The organism is Nostoc sp. C117 (assembly GCF_043099735.1).
Lineage (GTDB): Bacteria > Cyanobacteriota > Cyanobacteriia > Cyanobacteriales > Nostocaceae > Nostoc.
Map to the genome: position 1 here is coordinate 6,189,538 of NZ_CP170991.1, position 20,106 is coordinate 6,209,643.

Below are 20,106 nucleotides of genomic sequence, written 5' to 3' on the forward strand. Positions count from 1 at the left end.
ATAAAGAAAATCTGCCGATGAGGGTATTGAATGGAGCCATTACAAAAGCAAATCCTGACTTTAAGTCAAAAACTGGATGCCCTCTGCCAAGTAATTGAGCAGCTTGACATTAAAGTAACTCAAGCTTTTTCAGAGTGTTCAGTAGCAAATACACAGGCAAAGGATAATTATCAGGAAAATAACGCGAGTGGAGGCTACCAGGTAAAAGGACGTATCGGTTTAAATGCGGCTATGGAACACAAGGATGTATTAACAGACGGCGTTTATATAGATATGCATCGTCAAGGTGGCGATAGTAACTTAACACCAGAAATTCAAATACAACGACTAACAGCGCAATTAACAGCAGCATACAACCGCATTGCTGCCTTAGAAGAACAATTACTTAGAGAAAGAATTCATTAATTTAGTCAATATTTATTGAGTTAAAATATTTACCGGAGCTTTATAAGTTTCCGGTTTTGCTATTTGTAATTTATCAGGCTAAGGCGTTCAAGTTGAGCTTCAATAGCTGCTAAAAGTTGGTCTTGTGGCCAATCTTGGCTCAGATGGGCGGCGATGCAAGCTGCTCCAGCACCCATACCTTCTTTGACAAAGCCCTCCTCATAAGCTCTGAGTTGGGGATAACGAGAATCAGTAAAGTTGAGATTAGTTGCTAAAAGGGGAGGAGTTCCTCCAATCTGAGTTGAATTATCTTTATCTAAGCTAAGGGCTAAGTCAACAGTAGCGCCAGTAGGATCTTCTGCTACCCATCGGGTTGTGCCCACAACTACTTGTTCTGGTTGCCATGATAAAGTGTAAGCTTGAGCGATCGCACTCATTAGCGCATAAACTGCCAGCATTTGTGTACCTCCAGCCAACATTACACCACAACTACGACTAGCAGCGATCGCCATCCCAGCCACCACAACTTGCATCGGATCGCCCACAGCAGCGACGAGTTTTAGCGGATCGAGTAGAGAAGCAAAGATGGAAGAAGACGTAGGGACGCAGGGACGTGGGGACGAGGGGAAGGAACTTTCCGTGTCTTTCCCTTTCTTCATCCTCTCCAGCCCAGCTTGCACTAATGCCGATTTTTGCTCGTGGTTACAAATAGGGTGGCTACTGTTAACTTTTCCGGTAGCTTCTATACCCAAACCAGTTAAGATTGCTAAAGCCGTTGTAGTGCCTCCGACAACGCACTCACCGACAATCAAATATCCCTGTTGAATATTGGCAGCAAGGCGTTCTCCCCAAAGTAGTCCTTGTTCAAGTAAGTGATGTACCGTTGTGATATCTATAGCAGCAGCCCCACTTAAACACTTAGCAGGACTGCCACCCAAATCAATTACCGGAACAGCAGGAGCTTGGGGTAAGCCAGCATTAAACAAATAAACTGGTATTTTTAGCGATTCCAATACAGCACGAGAAATCAGCACAGGCGAAGCCCCAGCCGCCAACGGTGGTAATGGATATTGGGGTTTATGTTCGGCACCGTAGTACAAAAACTCGGCATCAGCACAAGCAGTATATTTTCGATCCTCTGGAGTGCGACCAGCCGCAGAAATTCCTGGAATCAAACCCGTTTCAGTAAATCCTAAAACACAGGCAAATACGGGTAGACAACCACGATATCGTCGCAGCCAATCTTCACCCTGTTCTTTTTGGGTATAAATATGAATTGGGGAATTGGGCATTGGGAATTGGGAATTGGGAATTGGGCATTGGGCATTGGTGATTACTTAGGACTCATTATTGAACAAATGACAAATGACAAATAACTATCCTTCATAATCCATCAGGACTTGTACCCACTGCGGTGGAGGGGGAATGGGATTGCCTAGACGGTCAAAAAGCAGCCACGATGCTAGGTGTACTACAAAGAGGTAGATAAAGTTGTTGAGTAGAATCAAAGCGATCGCGCCTATTTGAATCCAAAATACACTGGGACTGGCTAATAAACTCAGCTTCAGAAATGCCCACTCAAGAAACTCAGTTACCTGGGTAATCACATAAACCCAGAGGTCTTCACCCGATAACACAGACAACAACCACAACCGAAAAAACACTCCCAAAGTACCCAATAGTGTTCCCAAGGTGATGGAAACAATCCAGGGAACACGACGACGATACCACGCAGATCCTAACAGCACGCCCATAAATCCGTAAGGCATGACGAACAGCAAACTGCGGGCAGGTCCCATCAGTACCGTCAGAAGTAACCCGGAAGTAAGTGCTGCCATCCATGCTGCTCGTTTGCCCCAGCGTAGATAAACTAGAGCGATCGGCACCGGAAAAAATATCCGCAAAACTGGACCCAAAGGAAAGTAGAAATTAATAAACCAAATTAGGCTAGCAGTACTAGCTAAAAACGCCGTTTCCACCATCTTCAGGGGCGTATCAGCCTTAAGTTGAGGACGGGTTAACTTTTCTTGTTTGTCTAACCAATGATTGGCGGGAGTTTGAGATTCCGGGGGTGGATTTTTCTCTGGCTCATCTGGCAGAGAATCTGAAGTACTCATATTATTGTGACAAGTTGTTAAACGATCATTCTTTCCAAGGCTGGCAAATCGGGAATACAAATAATGTCTTGATCCCGTCTAATCAAGCCTTTTTTTTCTAGCCTTGTCAACACTCGCGTCACTGTTTCCCGCGCCAGTCCGCTTAAACTACTCAATTCCCGGTGAGGTAAATTGGGGATTTCGGTTCCTGTTTGCCCTTTTTTTCCCTGTCCTTCTGCTAAAAATAGTAACGTATCCGCTACCCGCGACTGGCTATCAGATTCCCGCAAGCGCAATCGCCGATTCACTTGCTGTAAACGCTCTGCCATCAGTTTTGCCAATCGAAGCCCTGCTAAAGGTTCTATTTTCAGTAAATTGCTAAAATCTGAAGCAGGAATACTGCCAATTAGCGTGGGAGTCAGGGTAATCACATCAGTAGTTCGACGTTTTTCACTCAGAGCTGCCATTTCACCAAACAATTCTTCTTTGCCAAGAATATTCAGTGTTACTTCTTTTCCTTCTAAATTATAAGTACGAATTTTTACCCATCCATCTCTGATAAAATACACAGCACCACCCCAGTCATTTTCTAATACAATTACTTGATTAGCTGGGTGAGTACGGGTTACAAGATGGGTAAGGGCTGTTTCCACAACTGCTTCTGGCAACCCCTGAAAAAAGGAGGGCACATATCGGTCTTCCATTACGACATTTTCATTCAAGCTGCTATGTACACGACACACAAGAGCGTTCTTTTAAGCCTAAGCTATCAAAGCACAGCCCCCTTTCAACAATAAAAATAACCTATGCTACACAAGAAAGTAATAAGAGCGCTTTTCTAAACAATCTTTACCTATGGCTTTAAATGGGGTAAAAGTTTTGCAAAAACTAGTTTATAGTCTGCTGAAATATTGTTTAGGGGCTAGCTGCACTAGCAAACTTGATTACTAAGAATATAGGCAAACAACATTCATCATACTCAAGCTAGTAAATTATTGCTCACATATTTTACTGGTTTTGAGCAATCAAGCTAAGCTTGTTGAAAAAGGGTCTGGCAATTGGGGATTAGAGACTGAGGCTGGGAAAATTTGCAAGGGGATTGAGACCCCAACCAAATTTTGTTGGCGCAGCGTCTTGTAGAGAAGAAAACTCTTCCTAGTCTCCAGCCCTCAGTCCCCTGCATAACTGAACTGTATTAATCTGTTACGCATTTAATTTGTACATTTATCTGATGACTGTTAAGCGTTAACCGTTAACCGTAAACATTTAACAGTCAACGACCATCAAGAGTGTTTATATACTCTTAGACGCGCATCAGCTTAGTTGATCGGCAAGGAAAGCCTGAGTTTTTCACCCACCTTTCATCCCCAAGTTTCGGTGCGCTTGATATGGAGACTTCTCGGCAGTTTTCTTCAACAAACAATGACTGAAGATTGCCACTACTGGCAGTAATCCATAACATAATGACAGTCAGAAGTCCAAGTAGCGGCTTTTGCCACTCAAAACTTCGCTGATTGTGAAGTAATTGTCACACTACTTGACGTACAGTTATAGCTAAGGTAATAGAAAGTGACTTCCAGTGCAGATGAAATTCAAAGGCTGATTGCAGACATTGACAACTTACTTGCCAACGGTGGTAAGCGCCTGTCTAGATTTCTGTCTGGTCAGGCGCAAGAACCGAAAGAGGTTTTGGAAAGAATTCGCAACTTCTTGGTGAGGCTACAAGAAAAAGAAGTATTAGAGGGGAGCATCGAAAGTCAGTCTTTTGGAGAGCCGCGTTCACCCTTGTTAACAAAATTTATCGATCAAAGCAATAACCAGCTTTTACTACCGCAGTCTCCAGCGAATCAAGAACAGAGTACTGTTGAGGCAGAACAATTAAAAACTGAATTTTCCAGATTGATACAGCCATTGCGATCAGAATTAGAAGGACTATTGCAAGAGCGTGCCTCTCTCTTACAAGAAATTAGGCAGCTTGAGCAAAAGCGCTTGCAAAACTATTCCCTAGCGCAACAGTTGACAAACCAAGACCAAATGATTACCGAGTTTTTGCAGGTACTCATGAGTCGTCTTGTGCCAACTTTAACGCCTTTAATAACACAAAATTTGGCAAATTCCCCCAATTCTTCAGGAGCAATTAATCAGGGAAACTCAGAACCAGTAAATTTTGCAAATCAACCTTTATTAGAATCGCCAGATCGTGTAGAGCAGCTAACACAGCTAGCTAAGGAGTTAGATCGGCGCTTACTATCACTAGATGGAACTGTAAATGTTGTCTTTGAGGCACTACAGCGCAACATTAATACTTATTACGAGTCCTTATCGCAAGCTCTGGCAAGAATGCATAGCAAGGGAATGCAAGGCGAACAGTTGATGGCCAGCTTCCTCAATAATTTGACTCAGCATTTGCAACAAGAATCTCCTAGTTCTCAATCATCTTTCCTGGGGGTGGAAGCTAAAACAATACCTCTATCAGTGGCTAACGCAACTAATATCAATACTGAAGTTGTCCTAGATCCTTTAGAACTGATACAACCCGAAACTTCATCAATTAATCCAGAGCAAGAGAATACTAACCTCACAGAAGATTTAGATGCAGTGCTGTTGCAGCTTGGCTTAGACTCATCTCAAACTTCTGAAAATCTGACCGAATTACCGGAAGATATTTCTGCGTTAATTTCTGATGAAGTAGACCAACTTTATGCCAGTTTGTTTGATACTGGTAATAATTTATCTGCTTCTATTACAAACTCTCTATCAACTTTGAATATCCCTGATGAGGCATCCGTCATCACGCCAACCGTGGATTCTAAGGTTGTAATATCTGATAGTTCTGTTGAAAAAACAGACACAGATCTTTTCGATTTTAGTAATGCTCATGCTGACGGAGAAAATACAGATTTATCTTCTGATTCAGCAGAAGGACTATTTTTTGAAGAGGATAATGACCTAGCGTCGCTACCAAAAACTTCGCTAACAGACAGTTTATCTGGGGAAACAATTACTCAGCCAGCGACGGATGACACAATTACTACCTTAACCGATCTATTGGCTGATGTAGATAGCGATCGCCAATTTCTACTAGAATTACCATCTCTTCTAAATGATGCCACAATTACACCACCAATCAGTTCCGAAGTAGCAGAAATTACCCTGCCAAACCCTACTGAAGGTATTGCTACAAACGAGCGGCAAGAACCTTCTTTAGATAACTATATTCCGGCTTCGCCACAAGAAAACTTACTTTCTTTAGAGTCAAATCAGGCTTTAGTCGTCCCTGATATTTCCTTAGATGAAGAACAGTTGCAGCAATTAGATCGGGATTTGGCTAATTTTGATCGACAGCTAAATTTTGAGTTAGAACCAGCTACTAACTTAAATATTTTTCCGGAATCTGTTGGTAAAAATCAAGAGGCTATCCCTACGGCTCCCCCTGAAGAACTCTCTGAAAATCTCCAAATAGCAGAAAATATCTCAGCGGCAGCTTTCTCTAGTTTACCAGTTACCCAGGTAGAAACTGAAAAAAAAAAGCAAGACACAAATTCTATTTCCGAAACTTCTATACCTGCAAATTCCAACTCGATAAACGATACAGAAGTTTCGCATGATTCTCTAGAATCAGTTTGGTATTTAGGAATTGATTTGGGTACAACAGGGATTTCCGCTGCATTATTAAATAGTTCTTCTTTGGTTGTACATCCTATCTACTGGTCATCACAAAACTCATCGGGAACAACTTCTTTCCAGCAATCGTTTCGTTTACCAACAGAAGTTTATCTGCCCACGGCTTCGGTTCCCCACGGAGAAAATGAAAGTATCGAAGTGCATGAACATACAGCACCTGCGGCTGTAGCCCAAGATAAAACTCCTGCACCACCAAGATCGACCGCAGATTCTACCAACAATCTTTACTCGGCGCAGTTGAAGCCTTATTTACAAGTAGCCATTCCTTATAAAAGCGAACGGCAAAAATGGGAACCTGTTTTGCAATTAAATGAATTTTCGGCAGGGCCTTTAATTTGGGTGGTGCGATCGCTCTCTAAGCTACTGTTAACCCTCAAATCCGATCAAACTAGTACTACCCCTAGTTTAATTGCTGCTGCTGTTGGAATTAACCAACAAAATTTCCCAAAGATTATTGATCGTATTGCTGGTGTAATTTGCACCTGTCCCTCTAGTTGGTCGGAACAATATCGCTTTAACGTTAGAGAAGCTGTACTCACTAGCAAACTGATCAAACATCCCCAGCAAGTCTTTTTTGTTGAAGAAGCGATCGCTAGTCTACTCCCCGAACTCGATGCTGCTAACGGTGAGGCAATAAAATTAAGCCAAGGTGAAGATTCTCATCCAGCAAAAACCAGCGAACATCCTCTTGTAGGCAACACCCTCGTGATTAATATTGGTGCAACTGCCACCGAAATGTTGCTGGTAGATGTGCCAGAAACCTTAGTGCAATTAACATACAATGATTTCATGCTCCACAGTTTTGCCTACGCTGGCAAGGGAATTGAACAAGACATTATCTGTCAGCTGCTTTTACCACCTAAATCTCGACAATCACGTTTAGAAACCCAAAGCGACAGCAAAACTGCTACCACTAATCCTTGGCAATGGCAACCATCAATTCCTGGTTTAGACCAAATGCATTGGCAGAGTTTAGGGTTGGAAGAATTAGAACTACCTCGAGTCGGCGAACCAGATATCACGGCTCGGATTCGTCTCCAGCAACGCCTAGAAAGTTCTCTGCTGGGACAGGGGGTATTAGATGCAGCACTTGCTCTAAAGCTGATTTTGCAACACCAAGACTCTTTTACCCTGGATTTAGCCGATCAGCGGTGGATTTTGCAGCGACGAGACTTAGAAAGCCAAGTATTTATCCCCTTTGTCCGTCGCCTGAACCGCGAACTCAACAAGTTATTGGTCGCTCGTGGTATTCCCACAGAAGCAATTAATCAAGCTATCCTGACTGGTGGAGTGGCTTGTATCGGGACGGTGAACCGTTGGCTACGACAAAAACTCCCCAGCGCCAAGATTATTCAAGATTTATATCTCGGTGAAAACGGCGCTCCTAATTGTAGTCGGGTTGCCTATGGTTTGGTGATGCTACCTTTGCATCCCCAAATATTAGATGTACCCAGACAACAATACACTGATTATTTCCTATTTACAGAATTGCTGCGTCTGCTACCAGACCGACCTTTATCTTTTGGTGAGGTTATCCAGTTATTTGAGGGTCGTGGTATTAATACCCGCACTTGTCAGCAACGCCTGTTAGCTTTTTTGGAAGGTGAATTACCTTCGGGTTTGATACCTTCAGTCACAGACTCGACCTGGTTAACCCAGACTTCCCAAGAAAATCCTGACTATCAGGCGATCGCTACTGCACCACTTTTTGAAAAACAAGGCAGTCTCACCTACCGTCCCAATTCTCAACAACTCTTATCTTTGCGTCGCTATCTTGATGCGATCAAAGCTAGTAATCAGCAATCACTGGAGGAACCATATTCGGTTAATTTTGCCTTAGAGGTTTATCATTGAGACCATTATTGCTTGCTAGACGACAAAATTCAAAAGCAGCCAATTTGTGAGTAAACAGTAGTTTTGCTCACAAAATTTTTATGCATTAACACCATTTTTGGGTTTTCACAAAAAAATACTGAAAATTTATAATCTACCTGCTTAATTGAAAGATTTTGTAAAATTTGGGTTTTCGGTTTTTTTATATTTATACTTTTGTGTATATTGTCACTCAGTAGTAGGACACAAGTATTGAAAAATCAGATAAAAACGCCATATGTGCCTTCTTCTTAAAAACCCTCTCTTGAAAGGCTTTGATTCTTATACCAATTTGAAAAAGAATGTGACAGATACAAAAGAAGGAAAGCCTGATTTTATCTGGGTTTCTTAATTTTGAATTTTGAATTGGTATTACTCTTCTTCACTTATTGGGAAGGTGTTGCACATTAGGTTTGAGAGAGTTGACACGGCGTTATAAAAATCATCTCCATGTCTACACTACTGATGCAAATGATGCAAAAACTTCTCTTTATAGATAAATTAGCCCTTGTGAATCATCTTTATTTTTATTCCCTTGATTGCTCGGAACAACCCTCACACCCCTCAACCGTAAGCGTCAGAAAACGATTCATTGACATTGTTGGGGCAATTGTAGGTCTCGTTATTACGTTTATAATACTAATTCCCGTAGCAATTGTTACGTTTATATACGATCCAAGCCCAATATTTTATTCCCAAATTCGCTGCGGTTTGAACGGAAAACCCTTCCGGATATGGAAATTTCGTTCCATGATTGTTGATGCCGATAAACTCAAGCATTTAGTGAAAAATCAAGCCAAAGGTCACATCTTTAAATCTGTTGACGATCCTCGGATTACTCCTTTGGGTAAATTTTTGCGGCGTACTAGCTTGGACGAATTCCCTCAATTCTGGAATGTTTTAGTAGGTGATATGAGTTTAGTTGGTACTCGTCCACCCACTTTTGATGAAGTCAAGCATTACGATTCACATCACTGGGATAGATTGCGAGTCAAACCAGGCATTACTGGAGAATGGCAAGCGAATGGTCGCTCCAGCATTACAGACTTTGAAACTATCGTCAAGATGGATATAGATTATCAACGTAAGTGGTCTGTAACTTATGACTTGAGTTTGATTATTAAAACAATTTGGGTAGTCTTTAAAAAGAGTGGTGCTTATTGAATTGGGGATTGGGAACACTTCTCTGCGAGAGGCTGCGCCAACGACAAGCTCAGTGCATCGCTGGGGACTGGGGATTGGGGAATAATCAATAGTTTTTCCTGCCCTGCCTTTTCCTCCTTCACCCCCAATACTTTTCGGGTTTTGGGGGAAAGGGGAAAAGGAAAGGGTTTGAATTTCCCTTTCCCCATTGCCCTTTAACCTTTCCCCAGACCAAAAAAGAGATTATTGGGTTTAACCGAAAAGTATTGCCTTCACCCCTTGACACCGCTACCGGTTTCTGTGGGTACAATATAACGCTGTAAAAACAGAAATAGTAATAGTACTGGGGCGATCGCAATTACCGATCCAGCAGCTACCAACCGCCAATCAAGGGAAAATGTCCCTGCTAGCTTGGCAACTCCCAGAGGAAGAGTATATAAATTTTCGTCTTGGATGACAATTAGAGGCCATAAAAAGTCACTCCACGCACCAATAAAGACAAAAATAGCTAAAGTTACTAATGCTGGGCGAACTGCTGGTAACATCACATGCCACCACAAACCTAACTCAGAACTGCCATCCATGCGGGCGGCTTCTTCTATCTCTTTGGGCACACTCATAAAAGCTTGGCGCAACAGAAAAATCCCAAAAGCAGAAGCTAAGCTCGGGAAAATCATGCCTAAATAAGTATTTATCAAACCCAACTGGACTGTCAAAATATACAGGGGAATCATCACGATTTGGAAAGGAATCATAATCGTAGAGACGATCGCCACAAAAATCCAGTCTCGCCCCACAAACGACAATCTTGCTAACGGATAGGCAGCTAAAGCGCAAAACAGCAGGTTTAAGGCCACAGTCAGCACTGATACTAAGGTGCTGTTATATAAATATTGTCCAAAAGGTAGAGAGTGCCAAACACTAACAAAGTTATCTAGTGTAGGTTGACTTGGTAACAGCTGCGGTGGCGACTGCGAAATATTTTCCGTAGGTGATTTTAAAGCTGTGCTAATTAGCCACAGTAAAGGAAAGAGCATCACTAGGGCGATCGCTCCCAATAGGGCATACATTAGCAGAATTTGCGATCGTGATTTTTTCCAGTTCAGCATTTGATTAATAACTCTCAGACTTTTATAAATATTTATTACAACCTTCTTTATAACGCTACAACTTGCTTCCAATATTTTGCAGTTGGTCAAATATTTGGTGGATGCTCACCCATTTTTACCCACATTTTACGCACACGAGTTAATTGCAGACGATTCATTTTTAAAGTAGAAATTGTTGCTCTCCCAATGGTTGTAAGTCCTACAACTTCTGTAGCATCTTCACTCCAAGCAAAATGGTCTGTCCACAATTGCTCTTGTGGATTAAATAATTTCACCTCATTCTGAGTATTGGGGTCAATTGCTGTTTGACGAGTTGCTTTATAACGATTACAAGATGGACAAGCCAAGCAGAGATTTTCAAATGCAGTTATCCCACCAGCAGACAAGGGAATGATATGCTCAAATTCAAAAGTAGTGACTGTTAAAGCTTCAGCAGTGCGACAGTAAGCACAAAAATCAGCAAAATGATTGCGAATTCTATTTTGTAATTCAACAGAAATGTAAACACTCACGCTACTTTTTGTTTGTTTTTTAAGATATTTAATGTATATCTAGCTCTAGTTTTAATAATATTTAATTGGTCTACTTGTGCCAACAATCTATCTAAATTTTGAGTTTCTTCATTTGACAAATGATGTTCAGAATTTTTAATTAATAACTCCTGTAATTGTATCTGATTTTTGGTAGATAAAGAAATTTCTGCTAACGCTTGTAACTCATCTAGGTTTAAAGCAATCAGTAGTTCAGAATCTACAGACAAGTTCGTTAGCTGTTGGTAAGTTTCTAAATCTAACAGTACTCCAACTTTTTCGCCCTGTGCGTTAGTGACATACTGAACTGAGTCAGACATAGCTTTCCTTGATAATTTGATTAATTTTATCTTAATCTATTATCAATAATCAATCGTTTTTTTAGGAATTAGCCATCTAAAAACTATCTATAATATTGCTAAAAATATTCGTTAAAAAACAATACGTTTCGGTTAAGTACAATTGTAACCCGGCTTCAACTTAGGGCTTTTGGCGCTAACCGAAACGTATTGCCTGAAGAACAATATTACTGACTTATTTCAAGACTTGGGAATTCGGGTATTTCAATTCTAACTCATCAGATAATATTGCCATAACTCCAGTTTATCTGCATACATTTCCAGAGCTTTTTTAAGCCAATTTATAGTGGTTAATCTTAACCCGCTACATAAGGTTGTGGTTCCCGTAAGCGTTGGGCAATTTGTTCTCGTCGATGCTTTGCAAGTTCGCTGTAAAGCCTCTTACGAGATAGATTCACACTTCCAACAGGCTCATGTTCTAGCAGTGTATGCCAAGGTGAAAACAATATACCCTCATCTAACCGTTTGCGTTCTTCAAAGTCAAATTTTTGACTGGGAATGCGAACAGTTGCAACTTTAATAAACGGTGAATCTGCTTCTTGCCATTCATGAATATGGTCTTCAATCGGTGTTTTTTCATCATCTACATAAAACTGAATGAAGAAGTCAAAAGATGCTTCTCGACCTTCCTCAGTCAAATATTTGACTATTGCTTCCCGGAGGTAATTTTCTGATTCTGGAAGTATTTCGGGTGGTTGTTCGCGCTGTTGAGATTTGACAGATAATTTTACAATGCGACTACCAAATTTAAACGGAGCCATACTCCAATATTGAATTAAAAGCGGATTTCCTACCTTCTTGCTGTTAATTTCTCCTAAGATTTTAATGATGTAATTAAGTTCCTGCTTTCGTTCTGGGCTAAGTTCTTCAGTACTTAGTTTGGGGAGATCGGCGTAATCACGAACGTTTTTAGCCAAGAAAGTAGGATGATTGTTGAGTATAAAATCTTGAGTTTTTTCTTCATCATCCAGCACTTTTTGTCCGTCCACATTCATCACCTTGATGGCAATGCCGCGAACATCAGGTTGGCTATCAGAGTTAAATTGACCACGCGTTTTAGGCGAACCACCATTAGAGAAACGAATCCATACTGGATACGTTTTAGGGGTTTTGAACAAACCTACTCTCAGGTCTTCAGGAAGATTGGGTTCAATAATAAATTCTCCCGAAAGGAGTCCATGACTTTTGGTATGAATTTGACGGAGGTCTGGGCCTGTTTTTTGTTGGGATTGGAGACTACCTGCGATAATTTCGTCGATTATTGCTTCCTGATCGGCGGTAGATGACGTTGGGTTACTCATAAAACATTTGATAATGTGTCTTCATTATCCTGAAGCTTCAACCTTTCCGAGTCAATCCGGTTTCTGTAGAAACAGCTTGTAGCGGTTTATCCCAAGATTCAATAGGTATTTGGGACAAATAGGCAAACTCAAAGACAATTCCGATGGTGGTCTTTGTCTTCCACTGCGGTAAACTCAGCAAGCGATCGTAATATCCACCGCCATAACCAAGGCGATATCCTTGATAGTCGCAAGCGACACTGGGGACGAGAATCAAATCAATTTCACTAGGGTCTAAGGTTGGGGCATGGGGATGGGGTTCACTAATACCATAAGCGCCACTTTGGAGAGAATCTTCAGGTCTCCAAATGTGCCAACACAGGGATTTATTAACGCAGCGAGGAAATCCCCAACGGTATTTGGTGTTTGTAAATAGTGGACTGAGGTCAGGTTCTTGGCGAAAGCTGAAGTAAGCAAGTATTGTTTTTGCTTGGGTGAAAAGAACAGAGGTTTGGAGATGGAAGCAAATGCGATCGCTTTTTTCTCTCCATTCTTGCACAGACATTGATTGGCGCGTTTTCAGAAGCTTTCGGCGTAATTCTGATTTTTCCATCGAAAGAATCTAGAGATGGTGCAATGAAATCTTAAAATGCTGACACTGCGATCGGATAAATTCTAGGGATTACCAAGAAATAAATTATCCAATATTGTGGGGTGGGCGTCTCGCTCGCCCAAAGCGTGGGGCGGACAAGATATCCACCTCACAAGAAAAATTGGCTTTTTTTTATTTGTCAGTCCCCTATGGAATTTTAGTGTAAGTAAATGTTTAATTTCTTTTAGGCTAGCTCAATCTACAGTTAGGAGACGATTCTACTAGTTTTTTTATTTTTAATTATTTGTAAAGTGGGCATTATTGCCCACCCTACACAAGTAAGAGTTATGCAGCGTGTTGACGATACCACTCAATAGTATTCTTTAGCCCTTGCTCAAAACTTACTTGAGCGGTGAAATTAAAGGCAAGCTCAGCGCGTTCAGTATCTAAACGGCGTCTGGGCTGACCATTAGGCTTGTCAGTTTGCCAAACAATCTCACCCTTAAACTCCATCAATTTACAGATTAGAGTCACTAAATCAAGAATGGAAATTTCATCACCTGTTCCCAAATTCACTGGTTGGGATTCATTGTAGAATTGGGTGCCCATCACAATTCCCCTGGCTGCATCTTCTGAATAGAGAAATTCGCGGGTGGGACTACCATCACCCCAAACTGGGAGTTGTTTTTGTCCTTGAATTTGGGCTTCGTGAACCTTGCGAATTAAGGCTGGAATCACATGAGAACTTCCTGGTTCAAAGTTATCTTCCGGACCATATAAATTCACTGGCAGTAGGTAAATACCATTAAAACCGTACTGCTGGCGGTAAGATTGCAATTGGACTAAAAGTGCTTTTTTGGCAATTCCGTAAGGAGCATTGGTTTCCTCTGGGTAACCATTCCACAAGTCATCTTCTTTGAATGGTACTGGAGTGAATTTCGGATAAGCGCAGATAGTACCAATACAAACAAATTTTTCGACTCCGGCTTCATAGGCAGCGTGGATTAGCTGGGTTCCCATGATCAAGTTATCGTAGAACAACTCTGCGGGCTTTTCCTGGTTGAGACCGATACCGCCAACATGAGCCGCTAAATGGATAACTATGTCTTGCTGGTCAACTGCATGTTGGCAATTTTCCCAAACACGCAGATCGTTTTGCCGCGATCGCACTATCGTAATTTTCTGACGATCAGCCCCTGCTTTACACAGTTGATCTATCACCTGACGACCGAGAAACCCTGACCCGCCAGTGACGAGAATGCGTTTATTTTTTAGTTCTAAGGCGGTCATATTTTTATCCTCTGTGGTCCAAATCAGAAGTGCAAAGCGCCCAGTTCTTGGCGAATAGTCGCAATATCATGTGGAAATTGGGAACCATTTCCATTAGGTGAAGTGTAACCCAAGGCTTGCAAGTCTGCTTCTACCATTAAGGAAACTAATTCCTCAAAGGTTACCGATGGTTTCCAGCCTAATTTCTGCTGTGCTTTGGTAGAATCCCCAATCAACAGCTCGACTTCAGCAGGACGTAGATAACGTTCGTCAAACTCGACATAATCTTGCCAATTGAGATTTACATAACTAAATGCTAACTCTAGGAATTCCCGCACTGAGTGGGTTTCACCAGTAGCAATTACATAATCATCTGGTTGCTCTTGCTGCAACATCAACCACATTGCTTTTACATAATCTTTGGCATAGCCCCAATCTCGCTTAGAATCTAGATTACCCATATAGATTTTTTTCTGCTTTTTGGCAACGATGCTGGCCACTGCCATAGTAATTTTGCGGGTGACAAAGGTTTCACCCCGTCGTGGTGACTCGTGGTTAAAAAGTATGCCGTTACAAGCAAACAAATCGTAAGATTCACGGTAATTTACCGTTTGCCAATGAGCGTATAGTTTCGCACAAGCATAGGGACTGCGGGGATAAAATGGCGTTGTTTCATTTTGAGGTATTGCCTGTACCAAACCGTACATTTCTGAAGAACCTGCTTGGTAAAACCGCACCTGAATTCCGGTACGCTGTTGGTAATCTCGAATTGCTTCTAACAAACGTAGTGTCCCCATTCCCACTGAGTCCACTGTATATTCTGGGGAGTCAAAGCTGACTCTGACATGGGATTGAGCGCCCAGGTTGTAAATTTCTACTGGCTTGACTTCTTCTAAAATCCGCCGCAGTGTTGTCCCATCTGTCAAATCACCGTAGTGAAGAAATAACTGCACTCCTTCTTTGTGCGGGTCTTCGTAAATGTGGTCGATGCGGTCTGTGTTGAAGGTTGAAGTCCGACGAATTATCCCATGAACTTCATAACCTTGTTCTAATAAATACTCACTCAGATATGAACCATCTTGACCGGTAATACCAGTGATCAACGCTCGCTTTTTTTGTGTCATACTCTATTATTCCTTAGTCTCTTTGATTAGAAAGTTACAGGCAATATGATACAAGCTAGCAGTTAATCGCTGAATTGCCTAATGGGAAACCTACGAGTTCTAGTTTATGGCGGAATTTATTCGTAAATAAATATACTTAATAAAAGTAATTTTACAAGTCAGGCGTACTTTAGGTAGATCAAAAATTATTTAACTTTATGTGTGATTATTTGATTATTATAAAAACTTCACACACCTCTAATTTTTCTCAAGCCTTATTAACTAATTCAAAATTGAAATAGGGACTGGTGACTGGGTACTGGGGAAGAAAATATGAGTAAGATTTGGTTGAGGATTCAGACCTCAATTCCCAATCCTTAGTCCCTGTTTCTAAGGGGGATTGGGGAATTTTCTAAAGATTAAAACTTTAACCAAATCGTATTGAGAGAAACCCGACTTTAGCTAGATTCTCCTGGGTAACTGAGACTAAGTGTAGAGTTAGGGGTTTTAGACCGTTTATATTACGATAAATTAAGTATTTAAGATTGATTCACAGAGTATTTTGTTCTTAAAAAGATCTGATAAAAATTAATATTGTCCGATGTATTTTAGTGAAAGCCTGAGGACAATTATCTGAGCAGTTGAATGTAGCCGTTTAGTTTTAACGGAAGAATTAGTACTTGGGGGCATTGACTGCCCCACAGAATCAACCTCAGTAGTTACTCAATATGCCCCGTTATTTTTGGGGAGAATGACCACATCAACAGTTTTCAGAATGATCCATAAATCAAGCCAAAAATTCCGGAATTTGACATAATGCAGGTCAATTTGGACTCGCCGAGGATAGGGAATGTCATTACGCCCAGACACTTGCCACAAACCGGTAATTCCTGGACGGATTGTTAAAATCTCATCAATATAACAACCATATTTTGGCAGTTCTTCTGCTACTAATGGGCGAGGTCCGACTACACTCATATCCCCTTTTAAAACATTCCAGAACTGGGGAAATTCATCTAAGCTAGTAATTCGCAAAAATCGACCAATTTTAGTAATCCGCGGGTCTTGTTTTAGCTTAAAACTACTCTCAAATTCTTGCCGCAATTGGGGCGATGTTTCCATCATTTGCACGAGGATTTCGTCCGCATTGCTTACCATTGTTCGGAACTTAATACAGTTAAATGGTTTGTAGTTTTTCCCTACCCGTTCCTGAACATAAAAAATCGGACCTTCTGAACTGAAAGCAATGAGCAAGGCCAAAATTAAGTAAACGGGGAAAAACAAAATCAACACCGACAGCGAAAAGACTATATCGAACAGTCGCTTGGCAAACTCTCCGTTTAAACCCTGAAAAGATAAACCTTTAGGTTTAAGTCTAGGCGTCTTTGTTTTTTGACCGCGTTTTAAGAGAGTACGCGTAGACGCTCTAGTGTCTTGCCGTACACCTTGCTTGCCGGAGAGGAGTGAGCTCTGGGCAGTCATCATACTCCTTAATAATCCACACCACACATAGTCCCAATCTTAAAGCCAAAATGAGGTGCTTCTGGGGGTAAATTGCCAAAAGCCTAAAAAAATCAGTAGATTAACTAAGACGATTATTGAAAAAAGGTCTTTTTTCGTTGCACTTGTTTACAAAATCTAGATAACGATCTGCAAAGACTTGCGGTGAAAACTGCGCGGCGTGCGATCGCATATACTCAGAACTGAACGAACCCTGATATACTTCAAACTTTTCTACTGCCTCCACTAAAGCCACCTCTGTTTGCGTTCTGAAGAATATGCCTGTTCCTGTATCCGCACAAGAGCGAATATCTCGCACTGTTTCTAGGGCGCCTCCTGCACCGTAGGCAATTACTGGCGTGCCACAGGCTTGTGCCTCCACTAGGGCAATACCAAAATCTTCACAAGCTGCATACACAAAGGCCTTAGCGCTAGCCATATATTTTTTTACCACATTATCGGGTTGCCATCCGAGTATTTCTATATTTGAGTTTGCCATCTCACGAATATTTTTCATTTCCTCTCCTATGCCAATGACTACCAATGGTAGTTTTAGTTGATTAAACGCTTTGACAATCAACGATACTTGCTTATAACTCACTAACCGGGAAACTGTCAGGTAAAAATCCTCTTTTTGTTGAGAAAATGGAAATTCCGTAATATTGACAGGTGGGTAAATGACTGTTGCTTCTCGCCGGTAACAACGCCAAATCCGCCGAGCTGTATGCTGGGAGTTGGCAACGAAGTAATCAACGCGATTGGCACTTAATACATCCCACTGGCGCAAACTATGTAATAAATATCGCGTTACCCACCCAGGTAAACCACTACCTACTTTGCTGTGGTGTAGATAATCAAAAGTCAAGTCCCAGGCATACCGCATAGGACTGTGACAGTAGCAAATATGCAACTGATCCGGAGTGGTAAGGATTCCCTTGGCAACAGCATGGGATGAAGACAGAATTACGTCATAATGGCGCAAATCCAGTTGTTCAATAGCTAAAGGCCACAAAGGCAAATATTTTTGTATACCGTTGCGAGCGTTGGGAAATTGCTGAAGAAACGTCTTGCCAATCTGACGCTTATATAAATAACTTTCAGGGTTACTCGATTCAAAATCGATGAGGGCATACAAATCAGCATCAATGTGATTCAAAATTTCTCGTACAACGAGTTCTGAACCACCGGTGGCTTTGGGTGTCAGCCACTCATGAACCAGAGCATATTTCAAGGGCACAGCTAAAGAATTCAAAATTCAAAATTCAAAATTCAAAATAGTTTTCTTAGACTCCGACTGAAAAATTTCCCGTTGTGATTAATTAATGGGAAGCGCCCCAGATTAGCAAGTTGGACGCAATCTTTCTGTTAGAGGTTCCAGATGGATGCTGCAACCTGATAATCTCAGATTGGGGAATGGGTATTGGGCAAAACAGTTCTGAGTGCTGTATATCGATAGCGGAGCGTTTAGCCCGTGCTGAGTTAGGAGTTTTGTTTATCTCTTGTCTCCTTGTTCTCCTCTACTCCGTCATCTCCCCCACTCCCTTGACGAAAATTGATATAGGAATGAGAATCTATGCGAATTTTAATTATGGGTGGCACTCGGTTCATTGGTGTCTATTTGACTCAGCTACTAATCGAACAAGGACATGAAGTGGTGCTGTTTAATCGTGGGAATCGACCAGCACCTTCTTTACAGGGAGTAGGACAAATTATAGGCGATCGCACTGATGCTGCTCAATTAAAAGCAAAATTATCACCAGAAAATTTTGATGTGATTTTTGACAATAATGCCCGAGAACTTACTGATACTCAACCACTAGCGGAGATTTTTCAAGATAAGGTGCAACATTTTGTTTATATGAGTTCGGCGGGAGTGTATCTCAAATCTGACCAATTACCCCACGTAGAAGGCGATGCGGTAGACCCCAAGAGTCGCCACAAGGGTAAACATGAAACGGAAGCTTATCTGACTCAGTTGGGATTGCCTTTTACTTCTATTCGTCCTACTTATATTTACGGGCCTCGTAATTATAATGAGTTGGAAAGTTGGTTTTTTGACCGAATTGTGCGCGATCGCCCCATTCCTATCCCTGGTAATGGGTTGCATATCACGCAGCTAGGCCATGTCGAAGATTTAGCACTAGCAATGACTCAAGTTTTAGGCAACAAACAAGCCATAGGGCAGATTTATAATATCTCTGGCGATCGCTTTGTCACTTTTGATGGTTTAGCCCGTGCTAGTGCTGTAGCGGCTGGTAAATCACCGGATACTGTAAAAATCGTCCATTACGACCCGAAAAAGTTTGATTTCGGCAAGCGTAAAGCTTTTCCGATGCGGGTGCAGCATTTCTTTGCTTCGGTGAATAAAGCACAAACAGAATTAAATTGGCAACCTAAATATGATTTGATTTCGGGATTACAAGACTCTCTCGAGAATGATTATTTGGCTTCTGGTCGAGATAAAGCTGATGTTGATTTCTCTGTAGATGAAGAGATTTTAAATAATTCGTAATACTTCGGCTCCCTTTGGCTCATTTCGGCTCATTTCGGCTATGGTCAATGACCAACGCGGTAGTTGAGCTTAGTCGAAACTCAGGGCAAGACGCTCAGTACAAGTTCGTAATTCGTAATTATCAAACAGAATTCAGGAGTCAGAATTCAGAATGAATTCTGACTCAAAAGGCTGAAGTACCCTATCGCTCTTCTATTACTCTCGTTAAATAAAAATTCATAACCCTTGAGTTTTAAGGCTTTGATAAATTTACGAGTAGGTTGGGTTGAGGGACGAAACCCAACACGAAAAATCCTTGGTTTTGTTGGGTTTCACTAAAGTTCAACCCAACCTACATTTTTTTCTTTCATCAGAGTCATAAAAGAGCGCTATGCACTATTACCCCTCATCAGGGTTAATGCCCAATTCTCGCAACTTCGCCGCTAATTTATCAGCACGTTGTTTTTCTTGATCGGCCTGTCGTATTTCTTGTTCTAGCTGCGTAGAAATCCAATTTCCCCTTTCATCGTACTAACGTAACCATAAGCGATTGCGGTAAAGGTTTGGCTAAAGTCAAAAGAAAAATATTTTTTTCTACCTGGGAAAGACGCAATTTATCGCCTCTTTGGTTTTTACTGAAACAGGAATGATAATTTCCTGTACTAGTCAGGCAAATATTTTTGAGAATTATCTC

Annotated in this window: 16 protein-coding genes; 4 read left to right on the forward strand and 12 right to left on the reverse strand. The window is 41.4% G+C overall.

What is annotated here, in order from left to right:
* The first annotated feature begins 30 nt into the window (after nucleotides 1-30).
* Entirely contained in the window at nucleotides 31-405 is a 375-nt protein-coding gene (locus tag ACFG4S_RS26530) for a hypothetical protein (protein WP_392531919.1), read from the forward strand.
* 59 nt (nucleotides 406-464) lie between these two features.
* Here the strand turns inward: ACFG4S_RS26530 and ACFG4S_RS26535 are convergent, their stop codons facing one another.
* From ACFG4S_RS26535 to ACFG4S_RS26545, 3 genes are all read right to left on the reverse strand, one after another.
* Entirely contained in the window at nucleotides 465-1,676 is a 1,212-nt protein-coding gene (locus ACFG4S_RS26535; protein ID WP_392531920.1) for a nicotinate-nucleotide--dimethylbenzimidazole phosphoribosyltransferase, read from the reverse strand.
* Between the two features lie 84 nt (nucleotides 1,677-1,760).
* Complete coding sequence (locus ACFG4S_RS26540) at nucleotides 1,761-2,501, reverse strand: DUF2232 domain-containing protein (RefSeq protein ID WP_392531921.1); 741 nt, start codon at nucleotides 2,499-2,501, stop codon at nucleotides 1,761-1,763.
* A 17-nt stretch (nucleotides 2,502-2,518) separates the two neighbouring features.
* Complete coding sequence (locus tag ACFG4S_RS26545; RefSeq protein ID WP_392531922.1) at nucleotides 2,519-3,184, reverse strand: Crp/Fnr family transcriptional regulator; 666 nt, start codon at nucleotides 3,182-3,184, stop codon at nucleotides 2,519-2,521.
* An 865-nt stretch (nucleotides 3,185-4,049) separates the two neighbouring features.
* Between ACFG4S_RS26545 and ACFG4S_RS26550 the strand changes: the two genes are divergently transcribed.
* Entirely contained in the window at nucleotides 4,050-8,018 is a 3,969-nt protein-coding gene (locus ACFG4S_RS26550) for a hypothetical protein (protein ID WP_392531923.1), read from the forward strand.
* Between the two features lie 468 nt (nucleotides 8,019-8,486).
* Nucleotides 8,487-9,200 carry a sugar transferase gene (locus tag ACFG4S_RS26555; RefSeq protein WP_392531924.1) on the forward strand — a complete coding sequence of 238 codons (714 nt, stop codon included), beginning with the start codon at nucleotides 8,487-8,489 and terminating at the stop codon, nucleotides 9,198-9,200.
* A 251-nt stretch (nucleotides 9,201-9,451) separates the two neighbouring features.
* On the opposite strand, the gene ACFG4S_RS26560 is transcribed toward ACFG4S_RS26555, so the two are convergent.
* From ACFG4S_RS26560 to ACFG4S_RS26600, 9 genes are all read right to left on the reverse strand, one after another.
* Entirely contained in the window at nucleotides 9,452-10,288 is an 837-nt protein-coding gene (locus ACFG4S_RS26560; protein ID WP_392531925.1) for a carbohydrate ABC transporter permease, read from the reverse strand.
* Between the two features lie 86 nt (nucleotides 10,289-10,374).
* Nucleotides 10,375-10,800 carry an HNH endonuclease gene (locus ACFG4S_RS26565; protein WP_392531926.1) on the reverse strand — a complete coding sequence of 142 codons (426 nt, stop codon included), beginning with the start codon at nucleotides 10,798-10,800 and terminating at the stop codon, nucleotides 10,375-10,377.
* Nucleotides 10,797-11,138, reverse strand: coding sequence for a hypothetical protein (locus tag ACFG4S_RS26570; RefSeq protein WP_392531927.1), 342 nt, complete (start codon nucleotides 11,136-11,138; stop codon nucleotides 10,797-10,799). The genes ACFG4S_RS26565 and ACFG4S_RS26570 overlap by 4 nt, the downstream gene beginning before the upstream one ends.
* 335 nt (nucleotides 11,139-11,473) lie before the next feature.
* Nucleotides 11,474-12,478 (reverse strand): catalase family protein, encoded by a 1,005-nt coding sequence (locus ACFG4S_RS26575; protein ID WP_392531928.1) that lies wholly within the window; start codon nucleotides 12,476-12,478, stop codon nucleotides 11,474-11,476.
* Nucleotides 12,479-12,515: 37 nt separating this feature from the next.
* Nucleotides 12,516-13,070 (reverse strand): 5-formyltetrahydrofolate cyclo-ligase, encoded by a 555-nt coding sequence (locus ACFG4S_RS26580; RefSeq protein ID WP_392531929.1) that lies wholly within the window; start codon nucleotides 13,068-13,070, stop codon nucleotides 12,516-12,518.
* Nucleotides 13,071-13,394: 324 nt separating this feature from the next.
* Nucleotides 13,395-14,339: a GDP-L-fucose synthase family protein gene (locus tag ACFG4S_RS26585; protein WP_392531930.1), complete on the reverse strand. Its 945-nt coding sequence runs from the start codon at nucleotides 14,337-14,339 to the stop codon at nucleotides 13,395-13,397.
* A gap of 23 nt (nucleotides 14,340-14,362) precedes the next feature.
* Nucleotides 14,363-15,442 (reverse strand): GDP-mannose 4,6-dehydratase, encoded by a 1,080-nt coding sequence (gene gmd / locus ACFG4S_RS26590; protein WP_392531931.1) that lies wholly within the window; start codon nucleotides 15,440-15,442, stop codon nucleotides 14,363-14,365.
* A 702-nt stretch (nucleotides 15,443-16,144) separates the two neighbouring features.
* Nucleotides 16,145-16,903 (reverse strand): sugar transferase, encoded by a 759-nt coding sequence (locus ACFG4S_RS26595; protein WP_392536086.1) that lies wholly within the window; start codon nucleotides 16,901-16,903, stop codon nucleotides 16,145-16,147.
* A 100-nt stretch (nucleotides 16,904-17,003) separates the two neighbouring features.
* Complete coding sequence (locus ACFG4S_RS26600) at nucleotides 17,004-18,158, reverse strand: glycosyltransferase (protein ID WP_392536087.1); 1,155 nt, start codon at nucleotides 18,156-18,158, stop codon at nucleotides 17,004-17,006.
* Between the two features lie 336 nt (nucleotides 18,159-18,494).
* Between ACFG4S_RS26600 and ACFG4S_RS26605 the strand changes: the two genes are divergently transcribed.
* A complete protein-coding gene (locus ACFG4S_RS26605) occupies nucleotides 18,495-19,433 on the forward strand; it encodes an NAD-dependent epimerase/dehydratase family protein (RefSeq protein WP_392531932.1) in 939 nt (312 codons plus the stop codon).
* Nucleotides 19,434-20,106: the final 673 nt, after the last annotated feature.